The sequence below is a fragment of the Algibacter mikhailovii genome (assembly GCF_014651495.1).
Classification (GTDB): domain Bacteria; phylum Bacteroidota; class Bacteroidia; order Flavobacteriales; family Flavobacteriaceae; genus Algibacter_E; species Algibacter_E mikhailovii.
Map to the genome: position 1 here is coordinate 170032 of NZ_BMWZ01000003.1, position 16901 is coordinate 186932.

Consider the following 16901-nt stretch of genomic DNA (forward strand, 5'->3'; position numbering starts at 1 on the left):
TTTTAATTATTAACAAATTAGCATTTAGATTAAGAAAACCACTTAACAACACTGTAGATGAATGATTTACATGAAAACCAAGTATTACTTTTAAACTTACTTGATGAACATATTGACACTCCACTTACCATAAGACAAATTCAGGAAATCTTAAATTTTTCTTCATCTAGTATGGTGGCCCATCATATTCAAAAACTAGAACAAAAAGGCTATTTAAAACGGAATCCTCACAACCCAAGAGACTATCAAATTTTCATTAATCCAGAACGTCCAATAGTCTATTTAAACTTATATGGTCATGCGCAATGCGGGAAAAATGGGTCTATACTAGACGGAAACCCTATTGATAAAATCCCTATTGCCTCAAGATTACTTAAATTTCCTGCCAACCAAGGTTTTATTGTCACTGCCAAAGGAAATTCTATGGAACCGCTTATTAAAGAAGGTGATTTAGTTATTGCACATAAGAAAAATGAAGCCTCAAACGGAGATAACATTGTATGTGTTTATGGAGAAAAAGTAATCATTAAAACCTTTTTTAAGCAAAATGACACAATAACATTAAGTTCTCTAAATAGTAAAAGTCATTCTCCTATAATTATTGTAGACGATTACTTCAAAATTGAAGGTGTAGTAAAAAATGTCATTAAATACAGTTAGCATTATTTCTGAAAAAGCTGTAATAATCGTATTTTAGTATAAACTTATTCCCCCATGAAAACAACTCTAGAAATACAAAACTTAAAATGTGGTGGTTGTGCGCACACCATTACCACTAAATTGAATGAATTAAGCGAGGTTTCAGATGTTTTTGTTGACAATGAGAACTTCTCTGTGACGTTTACCTACACAACAGAACCTGTGCTGTTAGAAGCTAAAAACGTATTAGTTAAACTGGGGTATCCCGAAGTAGGCGATAAAAATGCAATAACAACAAAAGCTAAATCTTTTGTAAGTTGCGCCATTGGAAGAATAAATAATTAAACTATTTCAGCACTTAATCCTGCTTCTAAAAGCAACGTACAACGTGGTTTTAAATCGTCAAAAAAACCTGTTTTAACAGTACATTTCCCCTTGTAGTGCACTAGAAGAGCACATTGCTCAGCTTGTTCGGCAGTATGCTCACAAGCATAAATTAATGTTTCAATAACGTGATCAAAAGTATTCACATCATCATTAAATAATACAATCTCATTTTGAGCTAAGACCTCTTCCTTAAGTAGTACTTCTTCGGATATTTTTTCTTTAGTACCCATTTTTTTTATACTAATTTATAAATTTTAGCGATACCCAATTGTTTCTTTCTAATTTTTCTGTAAAATTTAACAAATGTTTTTCACATTCCTGTTGAATCATAGGAATATCATCATTGTAAAAACCACTTAAAAATAGCATACCGCCCTTATTCAAGCAAGACACATAAGTCGCCATATCTTGCATTAAAATATTCCTATTAATATTCGCAATAATGACATCGTATGTTTTCCCTTCAAGCACAGCTGCATCTCCCTCAATAACCGTAATATGCTTACAATTATTGCGTTCAACATTTTCTAAACTATTTAGGTAACACCAGTTATCATAATCAACAGCATCAATAGGTTTTGCGCCCTTCAATTCAGTTAAAATAGCCAAAACACCTGTACCGCAGCCCATATCTAAAACTGATTTACCATTAAAATCATTCTTCAAAATATGTTGAATCATCATGTGTGTAGTTTCATGATGTCCTGTACCAAAACTCATTTTGGGTTCAATAATTATATCATACTTTGTATCAAAGGTATCATGAAAAGGTGCTCTAACCGCACAAAGATTGTCCACCACAATAGGGTTAAAGTTTTTCTCCCATTCTGCATTCCAATTGGTTTGCTCTATTTCATTAAACTCGAAAGTGATTTTGAATTCCTCAGAATTCAGAATTTGTATATCATCTAAAACAGTCTCCTGCCATTCTTCTTTTTGAATATAGGCCGTTACGCCTTTTTCTGTCTCTACAAAACTTTCAAAACCGGCATATCCTAGTTCTGCAATAAGAATTTCAACTCCTGGCTGTAAAGGTACTACTGTAAACTCGTAACCGATATAAATGATGTTTGACATAGTCGTTTTTTTGCGACTACAAAGATATGAAGATATCCCCTATAACAATTCTTTCTCAATCGCTATTTTAATAATTCCTACGCTGTTTTTAGCACCCAGCTTACTCATTATATTCATCCTATGAGTCTCAACGGTTTTAGGACTAATAAACAACTTTTCTGAGATTTGCTGAGTTGTTAATTCTTCGGAAATAGCAATTAAAACATCATGTTCTCTTCTGGTTAACTTTGGTATTAAACCATTATCATTCGTCTTTTTAACCCTTTGCTGTATGAGTCGTGATTGAATGTCTTTTTGCAAAAATAATTCTCCAGACAAAACAGTTTTCATGGCTGTTACCAATTCAAGTTTATCTGTATTTTTTAATAGATAGCCGTGAACCCCATTTTTAAGCATTCGCCTTACAAACGAGATATCTTCAAAATTAGTAAGTGCTATTATTTTTAAATCAGGTTGTAATTTTAATAGTTTTTTACTTAAGTTTATACCATTAATATCGGGTAGATTAATATCTAAAAATAAGACATCGGGCATATCAATTCCAATCTGTTCTATGGTTTGTTTCCCATTTTCGTACAAGCCTACAATTTTCAATTCTGGGGAGCCTTGAAGCATAGAAGGAATACCTTGTAGTACCATTTTATGATCGTCTGTTATGGCTATTTTAATTTCCATTAAGCGTTTCTTTGTTTATTTCTATAGTATAAGACGTACCAGCTTCATTAGAGATTAAATCTACTGTGGCTTGTAAATAATCTATCCTTGATTGTACATTACTTAAACCAATACCACTTGACTCAATATTGGTTTTATCAAAGCCTTTCCCATCATCTTCTATAGTCATTTGAATAAGATTGTTGCGGTTACTTATTTGCACATTTATATTAGAAGCATCGGCATGCTTTAGACTATTTGTAACTAACTCCTGAATAATTCTAAAGCTATTGACTTCTGCCTTTTTAGACATATCAACAACATCTCCCAAGTGCTGAAATGTAATTTCTATGCTAGGATTTAATTCATTCAAATTAGCACAATACGCATCGGCGGCTTCTACTAAATCAAACTTTTCTAAAGACGGCGGCACAAGATTATGTGAAATAGCCCTTACTTGTTTACATGAATCATCAATCATGGTGATAGCCTCCTTAATTACTTTATTATTCATCTCCAACAATGAGGATAATTTATATTTTATAGCGGATAAATCGCCATTAACCCCATCATGCAATTCTTTTGCTATACGGAACCGTTCCTTTTCTTCACCTTCAATTAAAGACTCTAAGGTTTTTATCTGAAACTCACGTTTAAGCGTCAACAACTCCTGATTCTTTCGTTTTTGACGTTGTTTAAATAAAAAGACCAATAAGATTGAGGCGATAGTTAAAAATACAATTGTTCCCAACATATAGTTGTTTTGCGTTTTCTTTTTTTGAATTTCGGACGCTTTGTCTTTAAGTTCTAATTGTTGATTAGCAATCTCTTTGTCTTTTTTTACAGTTTGATACTTAGCTTCAGCAATAGCAAGAGATTTTTTATTCTTTTCAGAATTTAAAGAATCCATTATTTTAACATGCTTAAGGAGGTACTCGTTTGACTTCTTATAGTTACCTAATTCCCTTTCAGCACGAGACCAACTCATATAAGAAAACGGGCTCATTATGCGTTCTGCATTTGCAGGGTCTTGCTCTTGCGCTTTTTCAAAATTTTGTATGGCCTTTTTTGCATGACCAGCCTCCTCATAGTGCTTCCCTAGATAAGTGTAGGCTAGCATAATGTCTTGTGGTGCTCCTCTTTTTTTTGCATTTTTTAAAGCAGTTAAAAAAGCATTTTCGGCTTCCAGTGTTTTTTTTAATTCATCTAAGTACCTTCCCTTTTGCAGGAACGTATGAAAACATAATAGATTTAACTTTGTTTCTTTGCAAATATTTTCAGATTCAATTAAATAAGTATTCGCTTTTTCTAGATCCTTATTTTTTAAAGCAAAAATTGTTAAATTATTTAATATATGCCCTTTTAATGATTTTTGGCCACTAGCTTCGGCACTTATCAGCGCTCGTTGTAAATAGTCTATAGCAAGCGTATCTACACCGGTAAGTCTGTAAACGTTTGAAATATTATATTGGGTAAAAGCAATCTTAGACTGATCACCTATGCTTTCCATTATTTTAAGAGCTCTGGTATAATAAGCAATCTTTTCATCTAACTCATTTGTTTCACTTAGTAAATTAGCATAGGCTGATAAAATTTGTCCGAACTTCTTTTTGTTCGAAATACTATCAACAAGTGGTAATGCTTTTTTGTATGACTCTTTTGCTTTATTAATTTCCCCAATTTCACTATAATATACACCCATAAAATAATAACCGCCATCGAGCAAATAATCATTATTTTTCTTTGATAAATCTATAGCATCTAAGGTGTATTTCTTTAGACTGTCTAAACTAAATCCGCCATATTTTCCCGCTAAAATTAAACAGTTTTTAATTTTTATTGTGTCGTGTATTTTAGAATTGGTTAAAGATAATTTTAGACTGTCAACCTCTCTACTTTGAGAAAGTCCACAGTAAAAAGAAACGCTGATTAAAATAAAAAGTACTTTTTTTTTCATTTGTAATAACATATAAACCAATCAAACACTTTATTTTTCTTCAAAAGCAAATTTTCCAGCTATTAAATGTAAGAAAATTATAAACTACTTTTAGAATTAGTTACACAGGTCACTACCACCAATCACCCATTTATCGTCATTAATATAATAAGCACCATCTTCGGTATAACGCTCAATAGGCATATAACTTACCTCTCCAGCATTAGATGCTAAGCGCAGTACCATATAATTATTAACATCCATTAAACTCCGAAGCCCTTCGCCAGCACTGGTATTAGACCAAGCTTCACCATCCATACCCGGCCCGCCAGAACTCAAGTCTGAATACCCCTCAATTGCAAAGCCTCCGTTTGAACAAAAATGAATAGTTGTTTTACTATTTGATCCCACACTCACCGTATTATTAAAGTCCGAAGTGTAATACGAGTTATACCTAATTAGTTTTCTTCCCTTAAAGATATCGGCGCTTTGTTCGGCCTTAGGGTTCATAATCGATCTATATTTTATTGACTTTGAAATGACTACAGCTAAATCCTGTAAATCATCATTAAAACTATTTTTGGGCACTAACACAACGGTCATTACGCCTCCTCTTCCCCAAAGTTTACTTCTTGAAACTACAGCAACTACAACAATCTCTTGCCCATTACCACGTCCTTGATATAGTGCTATTAGGTCGCCATTATCCAACTCCATTATATCGGTCGCTAAACTGGCCTGCCAACCTTCTTCTAGAATTTCTTGCTGCATTTTTTCTAGAACCATCTGCTCTGTTGTCCAGCCATGTTCAATAAACATGATGCCCGCTGCATTCTTCGGGTTACTCAACAAAATTTGTCCGTAGTTTTCTTCCTGAACCACCCATCCACTTGGCAAATTTGCAGACATGGCTATTCCTATAAACTTTGTTTGCGAATAGGATAACAAATTCATAAATATTAAAACTAGAATAGTAAGTTTTTTTACTTCCGTACTATAAGGTTCCATAAGCCTTGTTATTATAAAATCCGATTTACTTTTTAATCACTTTGTTTTCTATATCAATTACTGATCACGTTCTTATTGTAGAATCTATAAATTTAAAACCAAACTATTTTCCGAATCTATAGGCTATCCCAACTTGAATTTGGTTGATCTTTATATAGTTATTACTATCCCCATTTTCTAAAAGGTTGGTTTGTCCCCAAACATATCGAGCATCTATTGCTATTTTTTCAGAAATATCATAAGCTACTCCAAAATCTACAGCAAAATTAAAACTGCTAATATTTGGAGCAGGGTCGAGAAGAAATGCAAAACTAGGACCAGCAAAAACATGAAATTTCTCCTTTATGGGATAGCTCAATAACACCGGAACTTGAATTTGATTAAAATCCTTAACCCCCACAAAACGCAATTCAGGCTGAAATTCAAAATTTCCGAAAACATTAAAATCACTTAACGCTAAGCCTAAATAAAATCCCGTTTCATTATTCGTACCTTTTGAGGTAATCGATGATGTATTATTTGTATCCACCAATGCTTTTTGAGAATACACTTTAGTTGTCACGTCAGTAGGTGTATCTGTAGGCTCATCACTAGGTCCATTTGCTGGTACTATGGGTATATTACTAGCGTATTTAACACTCATAAAACTGGCACCTCCTGTTACCTTTAAATTTTGACAAAAGGCCATTGCTGTTACTAATAGCATTGCGATTGTAGTAGTTATTCTTGTTTTCATTTTAATATGGATTTAAGATTAGTTCTTAATGATTTTCCCCGATTTAACGAGGTGACCTTGCGAATACAGGGAATATAAATACATGCCATTATTTAATTCTGAAATATCGATTTTAGAAGCATTATTCTCTAGCTCATTCACAGTTTTTACCACCTTTCCCAAACCATCATAGATTTTCAATTTTAAATCTTTTGAAGGGGATTTAAGGTTTATTGTAAATACATTTTTTACAGGATTTGGATAAATACGTAATACACTACCCTCGTTTGAACCGTTTGAAACTCGAAGTCCATTTATACACTTCCCTGAAGCACCAGCATTAAAAATACTCTGTATTTCTATGCTTGATAACGCTCTATTATAAATACCAATCTCATCTAATTGTCCTCCAAAAAAGTTAGAATAATCACTGTTTTGATTATTAAGCTGAGCTCCAATAGTTAAAGGTAGCCCTGAGCTACTTGCTGGAGGATTTGCAAACATCTCCCATCCAAAATCAAAACCATCAGCATATATAATATGTTGATTGCCTTGACGAACATAAGCGTAATGGTGCCATTGAAAATCTTCAAAAGCTGGTCCGCCCAGCACAATATCCGCTCCTGTATTATCTTTGAATACACATTGAAATATTTGCCCTAAAAAACGTATTGAATACGTTATTTTTTCATCTTCCGTTCCTTTACAAAGGACTGTGTTTTCCTCATTAAACACAGTTTGTAATGCCCAAAACTCAACAGTTACATCTCCGGTAATATCCAGATTTGTGCTACTTGGTACGTTTACAACATCGTTTACACCATCAAATTCAAATGCACTATTTACCGTACCTGTACTATAAGACACGCCATTGGGTGTTCCGTTATTATTACCAACAGAATCATTGGCATTGTCCTCAGCCGCCCACCAACTTATAAGGCTGTTAGGAGGTATTGCACATACTACATTTTGAGTCGTCTGACTTTCAGATAGGCCAGTACTCTCGGGGCTATTGTAAACATTTTGAACACTGTGATTTTTAGAGCTATTAGCAATAATACCCTGCTGAGCAAATGACAAAGCAGATATACATATAGTTATAAAATATAGTTTTTTCATTGTATTAGGTTATTAGTTATTATGCTGCGGTGTCGTCTCCATCAGTTGACACTTCATTACAAATTATTATTATTCTTAATTCCGCTTTATTTCCACTTGTATCAACAAATTCAAATATTACAGAATATGTACCAGGCGTATCTGTTGAAAATGATGTATACACTTCATCAGTAGACTCTGAATGCGTATGAACCACCTCTCCAGCAGGATTAATTACCTTGACTGTCCCGCTATTAACTTTGACATTATCACTAGCTCCTGCATTAAGAACAACAGTAGTTATTGCCTCTGGCGTACCTATTGGATAAAAAACAGCATTGTCATTGGGTGTTACAATAATAATCTTTGGAGCCTCAGTATCAGACTCCTCAAGAATGGCAGTTTCTGCTGGGCAACCACTACCAACAATGACCACCGCAAAAACAGCCATTAACGTTGGTAAAATTGATGTTTTAAAAAGATTTTTCATGATTTTTAGAATTTATTGTTAATTGTTTATATAATCGCAGATACGCCATTAATGAAATGGCAATTAGAATAATAGCTATGCCTTGGGAGTGCGACAAGACCCCAGATATTATTTGCCCTCGCACATCCCCTCTAAAAATTTCTAAAACTATTCGGCAAATGCCATAGTAGCTTAAATAGATTAAAAAAAGTTGTCCATTAAACGCTTTATGTTTTTTGATAACCAGCATAATTACGAGCCCTATACATAAAAGCATAGATTCGTATAACTGGGTGGGGTGCACAGGTAAATTATTAGAAACTGGAAACGCCATACCAAACACATGCTCTGTAGGTTTCCCGTAGCAACAACCTGCTAAGAAACAGCCCGTTCTACCTACAATTTGAATAAGTGTAGTACTAATTGCAAGAACATCTAAAATAGGCCATATTGGTAAGCTGTGTTTTTTAAAATACCAAATGGCGGTTGGAATTACAAAAATAAACGATCCGTAGAAGACAAAGCCACTAGAATAAGTATCTAAAACGGCATTGGGATTGGTGATATAATACTGAGGTCTTTCTAAATATAAAAACACCTTACCACCAATATAACCTGCTAAAAAGAGCAGATAAATAAAATTATTAGATATGCTTATTCCTAATTCTTTTTTAAGCGTATACTTGCCATATAGACTTGCCAATAATGTTCCTAAAACAATACATACTGCGTAGGATGCAATAGGTATATAGTTTAATCCTAATAAGCCTTTTAAATTAATATTGAAAAGTTCTGGATACATACTTAACTATCTTAACATTTTAATAGTTGCAAGTTATATTCACCTCTCAACAAAAAAGTAAGGGCATTCCTTGATTTATAAAAAATCAGGGAATACCCTTAGACAAAAAAAATCCTGCCAACATGAAAGTATAGCAGGACTTTAGTATTTAAATAAAATTCTATTTATTAAAATGCATTAACGATAGCAAAGAAATCATCTGCATTAAGTGCAGCTCCACCAATTAATCCACCATCAACATCTGGCTTAGAAAAAATCTCTTTTGCATTTCCTGGCTTACAGCTACCACCGTATAAAATTGACGTATTGTTAGCCACATCATTACCATATTTATCGGCTAATGTTTTTCTAATAAAGGCATGCATATCTTGTGCTTGCTCTGGACTAGCTGTTTCTCCTGTTCCAATAGCCCAAACTGGCTCATATGCCAAAACAATATTTTTAAAAGCATCTGCATCTAAATGAAATAATGCATTACTAATTTGACTTTCTACAATAGCTTCTTGAGTATTAGATTTTCTGTCCGCCAATACTTCACCAAAACAGAATATAATGCGTAAGTTATTCGTTAAGGCGGCATCCACTTTTTTAGCTAATGAGGCATCTGTTTCATTAAAATATTCACGGCGTTCACTATGTCCTAAAATAACCGTTTTAACGCCTACACTTTTTAACATACTAGCACTAATTTCGCCAGTATAAGCACCATTTTCTGCAAAGTGCATATTTTGTGCAATCACCTCAATTGATGAAGACTTTAAAGCTTCATTAGCTTGATACAAATTGGTAAACGCAGGAGCAACCATTACTTCTGCATCCGATGATTTTGTTTGGCTTTTTAAATCTGCTAATAATGATTCTGTTTGTGATAAATCATTATTCATTTTCCAGTTACCTGCTACGATATTTTTTCTCATAATCTTGTGCTAACCTCTTAAAAACAGAGGGGTATCTTTTGTTTATAAATTTAATAGTCTTGTTTATTAGTACAAAAATAGCTAATTTTTTAATGCTTCTACCAACTTATCGTCATCAGCTTCAATAACATTAAATACAACGATTTCGCCAACTTTATTAATTAGCATATATCTAGGAATCCAACTAATATTTACGAAATCAGCAAAGGCGCAATCCTTACCATCTTGCATATAATAATGTTCACCCTTTACCTTGTACTTTTTAATACCTCTTTTCCAGGCATCTTGTGCTCTATCTAAAGATAAAAAGACATAGACCGCTTCAGGATAAGCTTTCTGTAAAGCCCTTACTTTAGGCATCCCTTTTATACAATCACCACACCAAGACGCCCATATATCTATAATAATATTCTTGCCTTCATGGGCTTTTAATATATCTTTAAATTCAATAGATTCCCCTTCTAAAGTGGTGAACGTATCATTAAGAGCTGGTTCATTAAATGTTGTTGGCTCTGTGGTATTACAACTCAAAAAAACTATGAGAACAACCAGTAAATATTTCATTTTTTTCATTTTTAAATTTTCTTTTATTAGACTAAAGAGTCTGCCATAATCTTTCAATCTAACAAAAGTAGACTATCATTCCAATTTAACTTTAGGATCTAACCAAACATACATTAAATCAACAAAAATATTGATAATTATAAATAACAAGGCAATAATTAAAACAGACCCCATTATTACAGGTAGGTCTAAAGTATTTAAGGCGTTTACTATTTCTTTACCCAATCCATTCCAACCAAAAATATACTCTACAAATACAGCACCTGCTAACATGGAAGCAAACCACCCTGAAATAGCTGTTACCACAGGATTTAAAGCATTTTTAATGGCATGTTTTTTAATAATCTGAAATTCACTTAAGCCCTTGGCCCTTGCTGTTCTTATATAATCTTGATTAAAAACTTCTAGTAATGAATTACGCATCAATTGTATAACAACTGCCAATGGGCGAATACCTAATACAACCGCAGGAAGAATCAAATTTTTCCATTTAATATGCATGCCTTCACCAAAATCATCCAATTCATATAAACTCCCTGTCATTTCTAAATGCGTAAACTCGTGAAGAATATACCCGAAAAGCCATGCAAATATAATGGCACTAAAAAAGGAAGGGATACTCATTCCTAAGGTGCTCAAAACCATAATGGTTTTGTCTAACCAAGTATCTTTATAAAGCGCAGAAATAACCCCCAAGCATATCCCTAAAATAATGGCAATAAAAATGGCGGCGACTGCTAAAACAATAGTATTGGGCAATGTTTCAGCTAAAACTTGACTTACTTTTTTCCCTTGTTTTGTAAATGACTCTCTTAAGTAAGGCCATTTTAACACAATGGTGCTAGAACCTAAGGAAATTAACTTAGCTTCATTATACTTGTTCTCTTCTAAATAAGTATAATCACTAGATTGGTTAGAATGGAATGACATAGGTGACAAATCATTTAAATAATATAAGTACTGCGTACCAATTGATTTATCAAAGCCATACTTCTGTTTAACCAAAGCTAATTGCTCGCTGTCCTCATTTTGCCCAAGCATCATTTGCGCTGGATCACCAGGAAGTACGTTAAATAAAAAGAAAATAACAGTAACTACCCCAAAAAGAGTGAGGATAGCATAAAATATTTTATTTATTAAGTAGCTTATCAGCTTGATATAATATTAGTAATCAATTAACATCTTTTAGTAATTCCATAATCCAAGGATTGTCTTTTTCCAGCTCTTTAACTTCTTGTAGGGTATAAACTTTATATTCAAAATCATCTCCAAAAAGTCCTTTACCATGCTCAGCTAAGGTAGTTTCAAACCCAGAAATTCGTCTTAAGGCATCTACTTTAGATGGATTTTTAATAGGCCATATAATATTTTCTGGTGAACTATTCTGATTCAACACCGTACCTTGAGTACCATAAACCTGCTCTTTACCATTGCTCATTAAATACCTATCCTTGGCCATAGCAAATTTTATATTATCTAATTCCTTATTTCTTGCTGCTTGTTCAAGTAAGGATAAATACTCTCCAATTTTATCAGAATGCTGGATAACATAAAATGCCGCTGCACTTGTTTTATCTCCAACTAAAGATTTACCAGGATATCCATGGTCCTTTATTACTGCTTCAACTTCAATTAAATTGAGACTGTCAATTTTTGATTGCTCTTTAAAGTTATTATCAAAATTCTCCCAAGTATCCCTAAATTTCTGATCAAGACTAAAAACATGGTCTAATTTCGTTTTTAGCTCAGGATTCGAAAAAGTCATTGGTAAATCCAAATCCGCAATATCATTCCAATGCACTTTCTGCATTACCGTTCCTTTATCTAACTCCAATACACCAGGATTTGAACGCACTACAGTTTTTAAAGCCTTTTCATCACATAAATACCATTCAAAATCTATCTTATAAGCTTCATTAATTCGTTGTTTAGCCTCATCACCTGAAGCAGTTAAACCAATAACCTCATAACCACGTTTTCGTGCCAAATCTTGTAACTTTTTCAACTTTAAAGCTCCATTTCGCTCTATTTTTTCCAAACTATAAGAAACCACAACAATTACGTTGTCTTTGTTCAAAAATTCTTCTGTCAAATCTGCTTCATTTGTTTCAATAGAGAAATCTACTACTGGTGGTGTATATCCTTCCTGAAGCACTTCTGTTTCAACTGATACAAAATCGCCCTCCACAGTGGGATAGGATCCATCGGTAACAATGATTTTATCAGACCCATTGACATTAAACTTCCAACTGTATTCTAAAACAGGTTTTGGAGCATCTTCAGGGATAATCATACCTTCATGAATATTTTCACCTATGGCATATGCTCTAAAATCTATAGATGGTAAATGTTCTAAAACATGAAACCCAAACCATAAACTCAAAATAAAACTCATTAAAGCTAAAACAGTGGTTTGCAACTTCCCAAATACCGGTTGTATATGTTTTAATCCAAAAAATAAGACTAATATAAAGAGTAGCAAAACAACATCTTTTGTAAAACTTTCCCATGGTGTTAATTTTAAAGCATCACCAAAACATCCGCAATCCTTCACTTTATCAAAATAAGCAGAATAAAAAGTTAAAAAGGTGAAAAACAGAATCATTAAGAGCAAACTCCAAACCGTAAATTTTGGCTTATAGCCAATGAGAAGAAAGGCTCCCAATACAACTTCAAAAACCACTACTAAAACTGATATTCCCAATGCATATGGCTCAAGAAATGGCAGGTTCAAGACATCTGGACTAAAGTATTCCTGTAATTTATATGAAAACCCAAGTGGATCATTAAGTTTTATAAAGCCTGAAATGATAAATAAAACACCTACAAAAATTCTAGATAAAGCGACTAATGCCTTCATACATTTTCACTTTTTAAATGAATCATCGCAAAAACGGCATAGTTTATCATATCTTGATAATTAGCATCTATACCTTCACTTACTATCGTTTTCCCCTGATTGTCCTCAATTTGTTTCACTCGTAATAATTTTTGCAAAATCAAATCGGTTAAACTGCTCACACGCATATCTCTCCAAGCCTCACCATAATCATGATTTTTATCTTCCATGAGTTGTTTAGTGATAGCAGCCTTTTCGGTATATAAAGCCACCGCCGTTTCAGTAGACATATCTGGCTGTTCAACAACCCCCTTCTCTAACTGAATTAGGGCCATAATGCAATAATTAATAATCCCAATAAACTCACTTTCTTGACCTTCATCTACTTTCTGCACATCATTTTCCTGTAATCCCCGAATGCGTTGTGCTTTGATAAAAATTTGATCGGTGAGTGACGGTAATCTAAGAATCCTCCAGGCACTTCCATAATCGCTCATTTTCTTTTCAAACAAACTTTTACAAGTATGTATTACGGCATCATATTGTTTTGAAGTATCTTGCATCTATAAATTCATTTTTGCGTAAATTTCGCATAAATTATTAAAACCTTCAAGGTTTATGGTTTAAAGTTTTAAATGATATTCCTGTACCCTAGAAAATTGAATACATGACCATTAATTGTAAAGGCCAACTTGTTGACTTATCATCACCAAAAGTAATGGGGATTTTAAATATTACACCAGACTCATTCTATGATGGCGGCACACATAAAGATCAAAAAGAAGTTTTAAAACATGTTGAAAAAATGCGCCATGAGGGAGCAACTTTTGTCGATGTTGGTGCCTATAGTTCTAGACCTAATGCAGCGCATGTAAGCGAAACAGAAGAATTAAATAGAATACTGCCCATTGTTAATCTTATTTTAAATGAGTTTCCTGAAACCCTAATTTCAATAGACACTTTTAGAAGTCAGGTAGCGAAGCAATGTATTGAAGCAGGTGCTGCACTGATTAACGATATTTCAGCCGGTTCTTTAGATGACAAAATGATGCCTACTATTGCCAATTTACACGTACCATACATTATGATGCACATGCGAGGTACACCCCAAAATATGCAAGAGCAGACAACCTATGATAATTTGGTAAAGGATATTCTTTTTTACTTTTCTGAACGAATTAAAACGGCAAAAGCTTTAGGAATCATTGATTTGATAGTTGACCCAGGATTTGGATTTGCCAAAACTTTAACTCAGAACTATGAACTCTTAAATAAATTGGAGCTGTTTAAAATGATTGAAAACCCCTTATTAGTTGGTGTCTCCAGAAAATCAATGATATATAAAACCTTAGGGATAACGGCTAAAGAAGCTTTAAATGGCACATCCATACTGAATACCATTGCACTGCAGAAGGGCGCATCAATATTACGGGTTCATGACGTTAAAGAAGCCATGGAATGCATTACACTTGTTGAATCATTGACTAATTAGTCAGAAGCTAAAGAAAATGAAAAGAAATTTAATTATTCTAATAATTTTAGCTTGTTTTTCCTGTAAAAATGATAAAGTTATTCAATTACCAGAAATCAATAATTCAGAAATTTCAGAAATAAATGATGTATCTGCCGCTTATATATTTTATAACGAATCAAAACCCGACAGCACTGAACTCAATCGAAAGAATCTTATAAGTACCACAAATTGGTTGGTCAATATTGACAAACGCTTAACGCTAAGTCAGGTTATTCCTCATATTAAATATTTGCAAGAAAAGAAAAGTAACTCAAGTCATAAAAACAACAAGGCTAAAAACTATTTCACTTGTCACGATACCAATGAAAATAATCTAGGTTTTATAGAATTCACTCCTGTGATTTATCAAAACAAACCAATTAACACCTTAATTGAAAACAATATAAATACAGAGTTAGAACGTTTAATAATCTTTTTTAACCGTTTAAACAGTATAACCATTTATTCCAAGGCTGGCAAAACAGCTCTTATTGACTCCAACGCCGCCCACTTAAAACAGGACTTATTATCAATAATAAAAAATCAAAAAAGCAAAACCAAATTGGTTTTAAGCTTCAATAACGGTTTAACGTTTCAAGATTATATTTCGTTAAAATCAATCTTGTCAGCTTTTAAAAACCAACCCATTTCGATATCTAATATTGAATTCATTTCTAATTAATCAGATTTTCTTAAATTTACAAAAACCCACCACCATTGGATATCTTTAATGACCTTTTAAATTTCTCAATAGTTGATATTATTGATGTCATTCTTGTTGCCCTACTGCTATACTATTTATACAAGCTTGTTAAAGGTACAGTTGCCATAAATATTTTTTTAGGAATTATTATTATATATGGTGCTTGGCGACTAACTAGCTTTCTTAATATGGAACTCCTTACAAGTATTTTTGGAGGATTCATGAAGGTTGGTATTATTGCGTTAATAGTTGTTTTTCAGCCTGAGATAAGAAAATTTCTGCTTATGGTAGGATCTACAAACCTAGGGCGGGGATCTAAGTTTTTTAAAAACATTAAATTCTTAAAATCTGATATATCTGATGGATCAGATGTCGATGCCATTGTTACTGCCTGCAATAAAATGTCCATGTCTAAAACTGGTGCATTAATTGTTTTTGAGCGAAATAACAATCTTGATTTCTTATCAGAATCTGGTGATGAGATGAATATTAAAGTCACACAACCTATTATAGAAAGCATCTTTTTTAAAAATAGTCCTTTGCATGACGGTGCCATTATTGTGAGTAATAATATTGTAAAAGCAACGCGCGTAATACTGCCGGTCAACAATGAAAAGAACATACCGCAACGTTTCGGGTTACGCCATAGAGCAGCTATTGGGGTTACCGAAAAAACAGATGCTCTGGCCTTAGTAGTAAGCGAGGAGACAGGACATATATCATACTTTAAAGATGGAGAGTTTGTTGTTTTTGAAGACACCAATGAGCTCAATACTATAATTAAGAATGATTTAGCTTAATGTTTTGTAAAAATTGTAACAACAATTTAATTAACCAAGCAGATTACTGCCATAATTGTGGCGAAAAAATAATTAGAAATAGATTAACATTAAAAAATCTATTTCACCTTTACGCGCAGACCTTTTTTAATTTTGATAATAAATTTTTTCAAACCTTTGTTAACCTATTTTCAAAACCGGAAGTTGTTGTTACAGCATATATTGATGGCGTAAGAAAAAAGTACATCAATGTTATTAGCTATTTTGCTTTAGCTCTAACATTAGTAGGTCTTGAATATTATATTATCAATAATTACTTCCCTGGATTTTCTGACTTATCAACAGTAACAGCAAAAGGCACAGAACACTTTACCAATTCTGTGTTAAAGTTTATACAAGGTCATCAATCATTACTTCTAATAGGTATGATTCCCGTTTTTGCCTTTTTGATTAAAGGTGTTTTTTACAAAATTACAACCTATAATTATACTGAGTTATTAGTAGTTCTTATTTATGTTTTTGCCCACACCACAATTATAACAGCTATTATTTCTATAATTTCTGCTGCCTTTGGTTTAAAATTAAGTGCTATTGGGTATGAATTAATTGTTTTAAAAACGGTGTATTTATTTTATGTTTTAAAACGATTATACCGTTTAAACTTAAAAACAACAATAGTAAAGACCTTACTATTTTTCATATTAGTAGTTTGTCTATATTTTGTATTAATTATCGCTTTAACAGCAGTCTTTTACGTCATCAAAGGTCCTGACTTTTTGGAAAACCTAATTACCTCGTAAT

Annotated in this window: 20 protein-coding genes; 6 read left to right on the top strand and 14 right to left on the bottom strand. The window is 33.0% G+C overall.

Annotation, left to right across the window (positions count from 1 at the left end):
* The first annotated feature begins 57 nt into the window (after positions 1–57).
* Together IE051_RS06890 and IE051_RS06895 are read left to right on the top strand one after the other, a co-directional pair.
* Complete coding sequence (locus IE051_RS06890; RefSeq protein ID WP_189360058.1) at positions 58–660, top strand: LexA family protein; 603 nt, start codon at positions 58–60, stop codon at positions 658–660.
* Between the two features lie 54 nt (positions 661–714).
* On the top strand, positions 715–984 hold the full coding sequence (locus tag IE051_RS06895) for a heavy-metal-associated domain-containing protein (RefSeq protein WP_189360059.1): 270 nt from the start codon (positions 715–717) through the stop codon (positions 982–984).
* On the opposite strand, the gene IE051_RS06900 is transcribed toward IE051_RS06895, so the two are convergent.
* From IE051_RS06900 to IE051_RS06965, 14 genes are all read right to left on the bottom strand, one after another.
* A complete protein-coding gene (locus IE051_RS06900) occupies positions 981–1256 on the bottom strand; it encodes an ATP-dependent Clp protease adaptor ClpS (RefSeq protein WP_189360060.1) in 276 nt (91 codons plus the stop codon). The genes IE051_RS06895 and IE051_RS06900 overlap by 4 nt on opposite strands.
* Positions 1257–1266: 10 nt before the next feature.
* Positions 1267–2103 (bottom strand): 50S ribosomal protein L11 methyltransferase, encoded by an 837-nt coding sequence (prmA, locus tag IE051_RS06905; protein ID WP_189360061.1) that lies wholly within the window; start codon positions 2101–2103, stop codon positions 1267–1269.
* A 39-nt stretch (positions 2104–2142) separates the two neighbouring features.
* Positions 2143–2778, bottom strand: coding sequence for a response regulator (locus tag IE051_RS06910; protein WP_189360062.1), 636 nt, complete (start codon positions 2776–2778; stop codon positions 2143–2145).
* Positions 2768–4714 (bottom strand): tetratricopeptide repeat-containing sensor histidine kinase, encoded by a 1947-nt coding sequence (locus IE051_RS06915; protein ID WP_189360063.1) that lies wholly within the window; start codon positions 4712–4714, stop codon positions 2768–2770. The genes IE051_RS06910 and IE051_RS06915 overlap by 11 nt, the downstream gene beginning before the upstream one ends.
* A gap of 96 nt (positions 4715–4810) precedes the next feature.
* Positions 4811–5701 carry a hypothetical protein gene (locus tag IE051_RS06920; RefSeq protein ID WP_189360064.1) on the bottom strand — a complete coding sequence of 297 codons (891 nt, stop codon included), beginning with the start codon at positions 5699–5701 and terminating at the stop codon, positions 4811–4813.
* Between the two features lie 103 nt (positions 5702–5804).
* On the bottom strand, positions 5805–6437 hold the full coding sequence (locus tag IE051_RS06925; RefSeq protein ID WP_189360065.1) for an outer membrane beta-barrel protein: 633 nt from the start codon (positions 6435–6437) through the stop codon (positions 5805–5807).
* Positions 6438–6455: 18 nt separating this feature from the next.
* Positions 6456–7535, bottom strand: a complete 1080-nt coding sequence (locus IE051_RS06930) for a T9SS type A sorting domain-containing protein (protein ID WP_189360066.1) — start codon at positions 7533–7535, stop codon at positions 6456–6458.
* A 19-nt stretch (positions 7536–7554) separates the two neighbouring features.
* On the bottom strand, positions 7555–8004 hold the full coding sequence (locus IE051_RS06935) for a hypothetical protein (RefSeq protein ID WP_189360067.1): 450 nt from the start codon (positions 8002–8004) through the stop codon (positions 7555–7557).
* Positions 7988–8785 (bottom strand): prolipoprotein diacylglyceryl transferase, encoded by a 798-nt coding sequence (locus IE051_RS06940; protein ID WP_189360068.1) that lies wholly within the window; start codon positions 8783–8785, stop codon positions 7988–7990. The genes IE051_RS06935 and IE051_RS06940 overlap by 17 nt, the downstream gene beginning before the upstream one ends.
* 167 nt (positions 8786–8952) lie before the next feature.
* Entirely contained in the window at positions 8953–9702 is a 750-nt protein-coding gene (gene tpiA / locus IE051_RS06945; protein WP_189360069.1) for a triose-phosphate isomerase, read from the bottom strand.
* Between the two features lie 81 nt (positions 9703–9783).
* A complete protein-coding gene (locus IE051_RS06950) occupies positions 9784–10266 on the bottom strand; it encodes a TlpA family protein disulfide reductase (protein WP_229796747.1) in 483 nt (160 codons plus the stop codon).
* Positions 10267–10341: 75 nt separating this feature from the next.
* Positions 10342–11418 (bottom strand): ABC transporter permease, encoded by a 1077-nt coding sequence (locus IE051_RS06955; RefSeq protein WP_189360393.1) that lies wholly within the window; start codon positions 11416–11418, stop codon positions 10342–10344.
* Between the two features lie 19 nt (positions 11419–11437).
* A complete protein-coding gene (locus tag IE051_RS06960; protein WP_189360071.1) occupies positions 11438–13126 on the bottom strand; it encodes a BT_3928 family protein in 1689 nt (562 codons plus the stop codon).
* Entirely contained in the window at positions 13123–13668 is a 546-nt protein-coding gene (locus tag IE051_RS06965) for a DUF1599 domain-containing protein (RefSeq protein WP_189360072.1), read from the bottom strand. Before IE051_RS06965 ends, IE051_RS06960 begins: the two co-directional genes overlap by 4 nt.
* Before the next feature lie 104 nt (positions 13669–13772).
* Between IE051_RS06965 and folP the strand changes: the two genes are divergently transcribed.
* Genes folP through IE051_RS06985 form a run of 4 tightly spaced genes read left to right on the top strand, consistent with a single transcriptional unit; the run spans position 13773 to position 16900 of the window.
* On the top strand, positions 13773–14597 hold the full coding sequence (gene folP, locus IE051_RS06970) for a dihydropteroate synthase (RefSeq protein ID WP_189360073.1): 825 nt from the start codon (positions 13773–13775) through the stop codon (positions 14595–14597).
* A 16-nt stretch (positions 14598–14613) separates the two neighbouring features.
* Positions 14614–15300: a hypothetical protein gene (locus tag IE051_RS06975; RefSeq protein ID WP_189360074.1), complete on the top strand. Its 687-nt coding sequence runs from the start codon at positions 14614–14616 to the stop codon at positions 15298–15300.
* Positions 15301–15335: 35 nt separating this feature from the next.
* Positions 15336–16121, top strand: coding sequence for a diadenylate cyclase (locus IE051_RS06980; protein ID WP_189360075.1), 786 nt, complete (start codon positions 15336–15338; stop codon positions 16119–16121).
* On the top strand, positions 16121–16900 hold the full coding sequence (locus tag IE051_RS06985) for a DUF3667 domain-containing protein (RefSeq protein ID WP_189360076.1): 780 nt from the start codon (positions 16121–16123) through the stop codon (positions 16898–16900). The genes IE051_RS06980 and IE051_RS06985 overlap by 1 nt, the downstream gene beginning before the upstream one ends.
* Position 16901: the final 1 nt, after the last annotated feature.

What these genes read in the sequence shown, in the direction of transcription:
- IE051_RS06890 (WP_189360058.1), top strand. Translation starts at nt 58, where the DNA reads ATGAATGATTTACATGAAAACCAAGTATTACTTTTAAACTTACTTGAT.
- IE051_RS06895 (WP_189360059.1), top strand. Translation starts at nt 715, where the DNA reads ATGAAAACAACTCTAGAAATACAAAACTTAAAATGTGGTGGTTGTGCG.
- IE051_RS06900 (WP_189360060.1), bottom strand. Translation starts at nt 1,256, where the DNA reads ATGGGTACTAAAGAAAAAATATCCGAAGAAGTACTACTTAAGGAAGAG.
- prmA (WP_189360061.1), bottom strand. Translation starts at nt 2,103, where the DNA reads ATGTCAAACATCATTTATATCGGTTACGAGTTTACAGTAGTACCTTTA.
- IE051_RS06910 (WP_189360062.1), bottom strand. Translation starts at nt 2,778, where the DNA reads ATGGAAATTAAAATAGCCATAACAGACGATCATAAAATGGTACTACAA.
- IE051_RS06915 (WP_189360063.1), bottom strand. Translation starts at nt 4,714, where the DNA reads ATGAAAAAAAAAGTACTTTTTATTTTAATCAGCGTTTCTTTTTACTGT.
- IE051_RS06920 (WP_189360064.1), bottom strand. Translation starts at nt 5,701, where the DNA reads ATGGAACCTTATAGTACGGAAGTAAAAAAACTTACTATTCTAGTTTTA.
- IE051_RS06925 (WP_189360065.1), bottom strand. Translation starts at nt 6,437, where the DNA reads ATGAAAACAAGAATAACTACTACAATCGCAATGCTATTAGTAACAGCA.
- IE051_RS06930 (WP_189360066.1), bottom strand. Translation starts at nt 7,535, where the DNA reads ATGAAAAAACTATATTTTATAACTATATGTATATCTGCTTTGTCATTT.
- IE051_RS06935 (WP_189360067.1), bottom strand. Translation starts at nt 8,004, where the DNA reads ATGAAAAATCTTTTTAAAACATCAATTTTACCAACGTTAATGGCTGTT.
- IE051_RS06940 (WP_189360068.1), bottom strand. Translation starts at nt 8,785, where the DNA reads ATGTATCCAGAACTTTTCAATATTAATTTAAAAGGCTTATTAGGATTA.
- tpiA (WP_189360069.1), bottom strand. Translation starts at nt 9,702, where the DNA reads ATGAGAAAAAATATCGTAGCAGGTAACTGGAAAATGAATAATGATTTA.
- IE051_RS06950 (WP_229796747.1), bottom strand. Translation starts at nt 10,266, where the DNA reads ATGAAATATTTACTGGTTGTTCTCATAGTTTTTTTGAGTTGTAATACC.
- IE051_RS06960 (WP_189360071.1), bottom strand. Translation starts at nt 13,126, where the DNA reads ATGAAGGCATTAGTCGCTTTATCTAGAATTTTTGTAGGTGTTTTATTT.
- IE051_RS06965 (WP_189360072.1), bottom strand. Translation starts at nt 13,668, where the DNA reads ATGCAAGATACTTCAAAACAATATGATGCCGTAATACATACTTGTAAA.
- folP (WP_189360073.1), top strand. Translation starts at nt 13,773, where the DNA reads ATGACCATTAATTGTAAAGGCCAACTTGTTGACTTATCATCACCAAAA.
- IE051_RS06975 (WP_189360074.1), top strand. Translation starts at nt 14,614, where the DNA reads ATGAAAAGAAATTTAATTATTCTAATAATTTTAGCTTGTTTTTCCTGT.
- IE051_RS06985 (WP_189360076.1), top strand. Translation starts at nt 16,121, where the DNA reads ATGTTTTGTAAAAATTGTAACAACAATTTAATTAACCAAGCAGATTAC.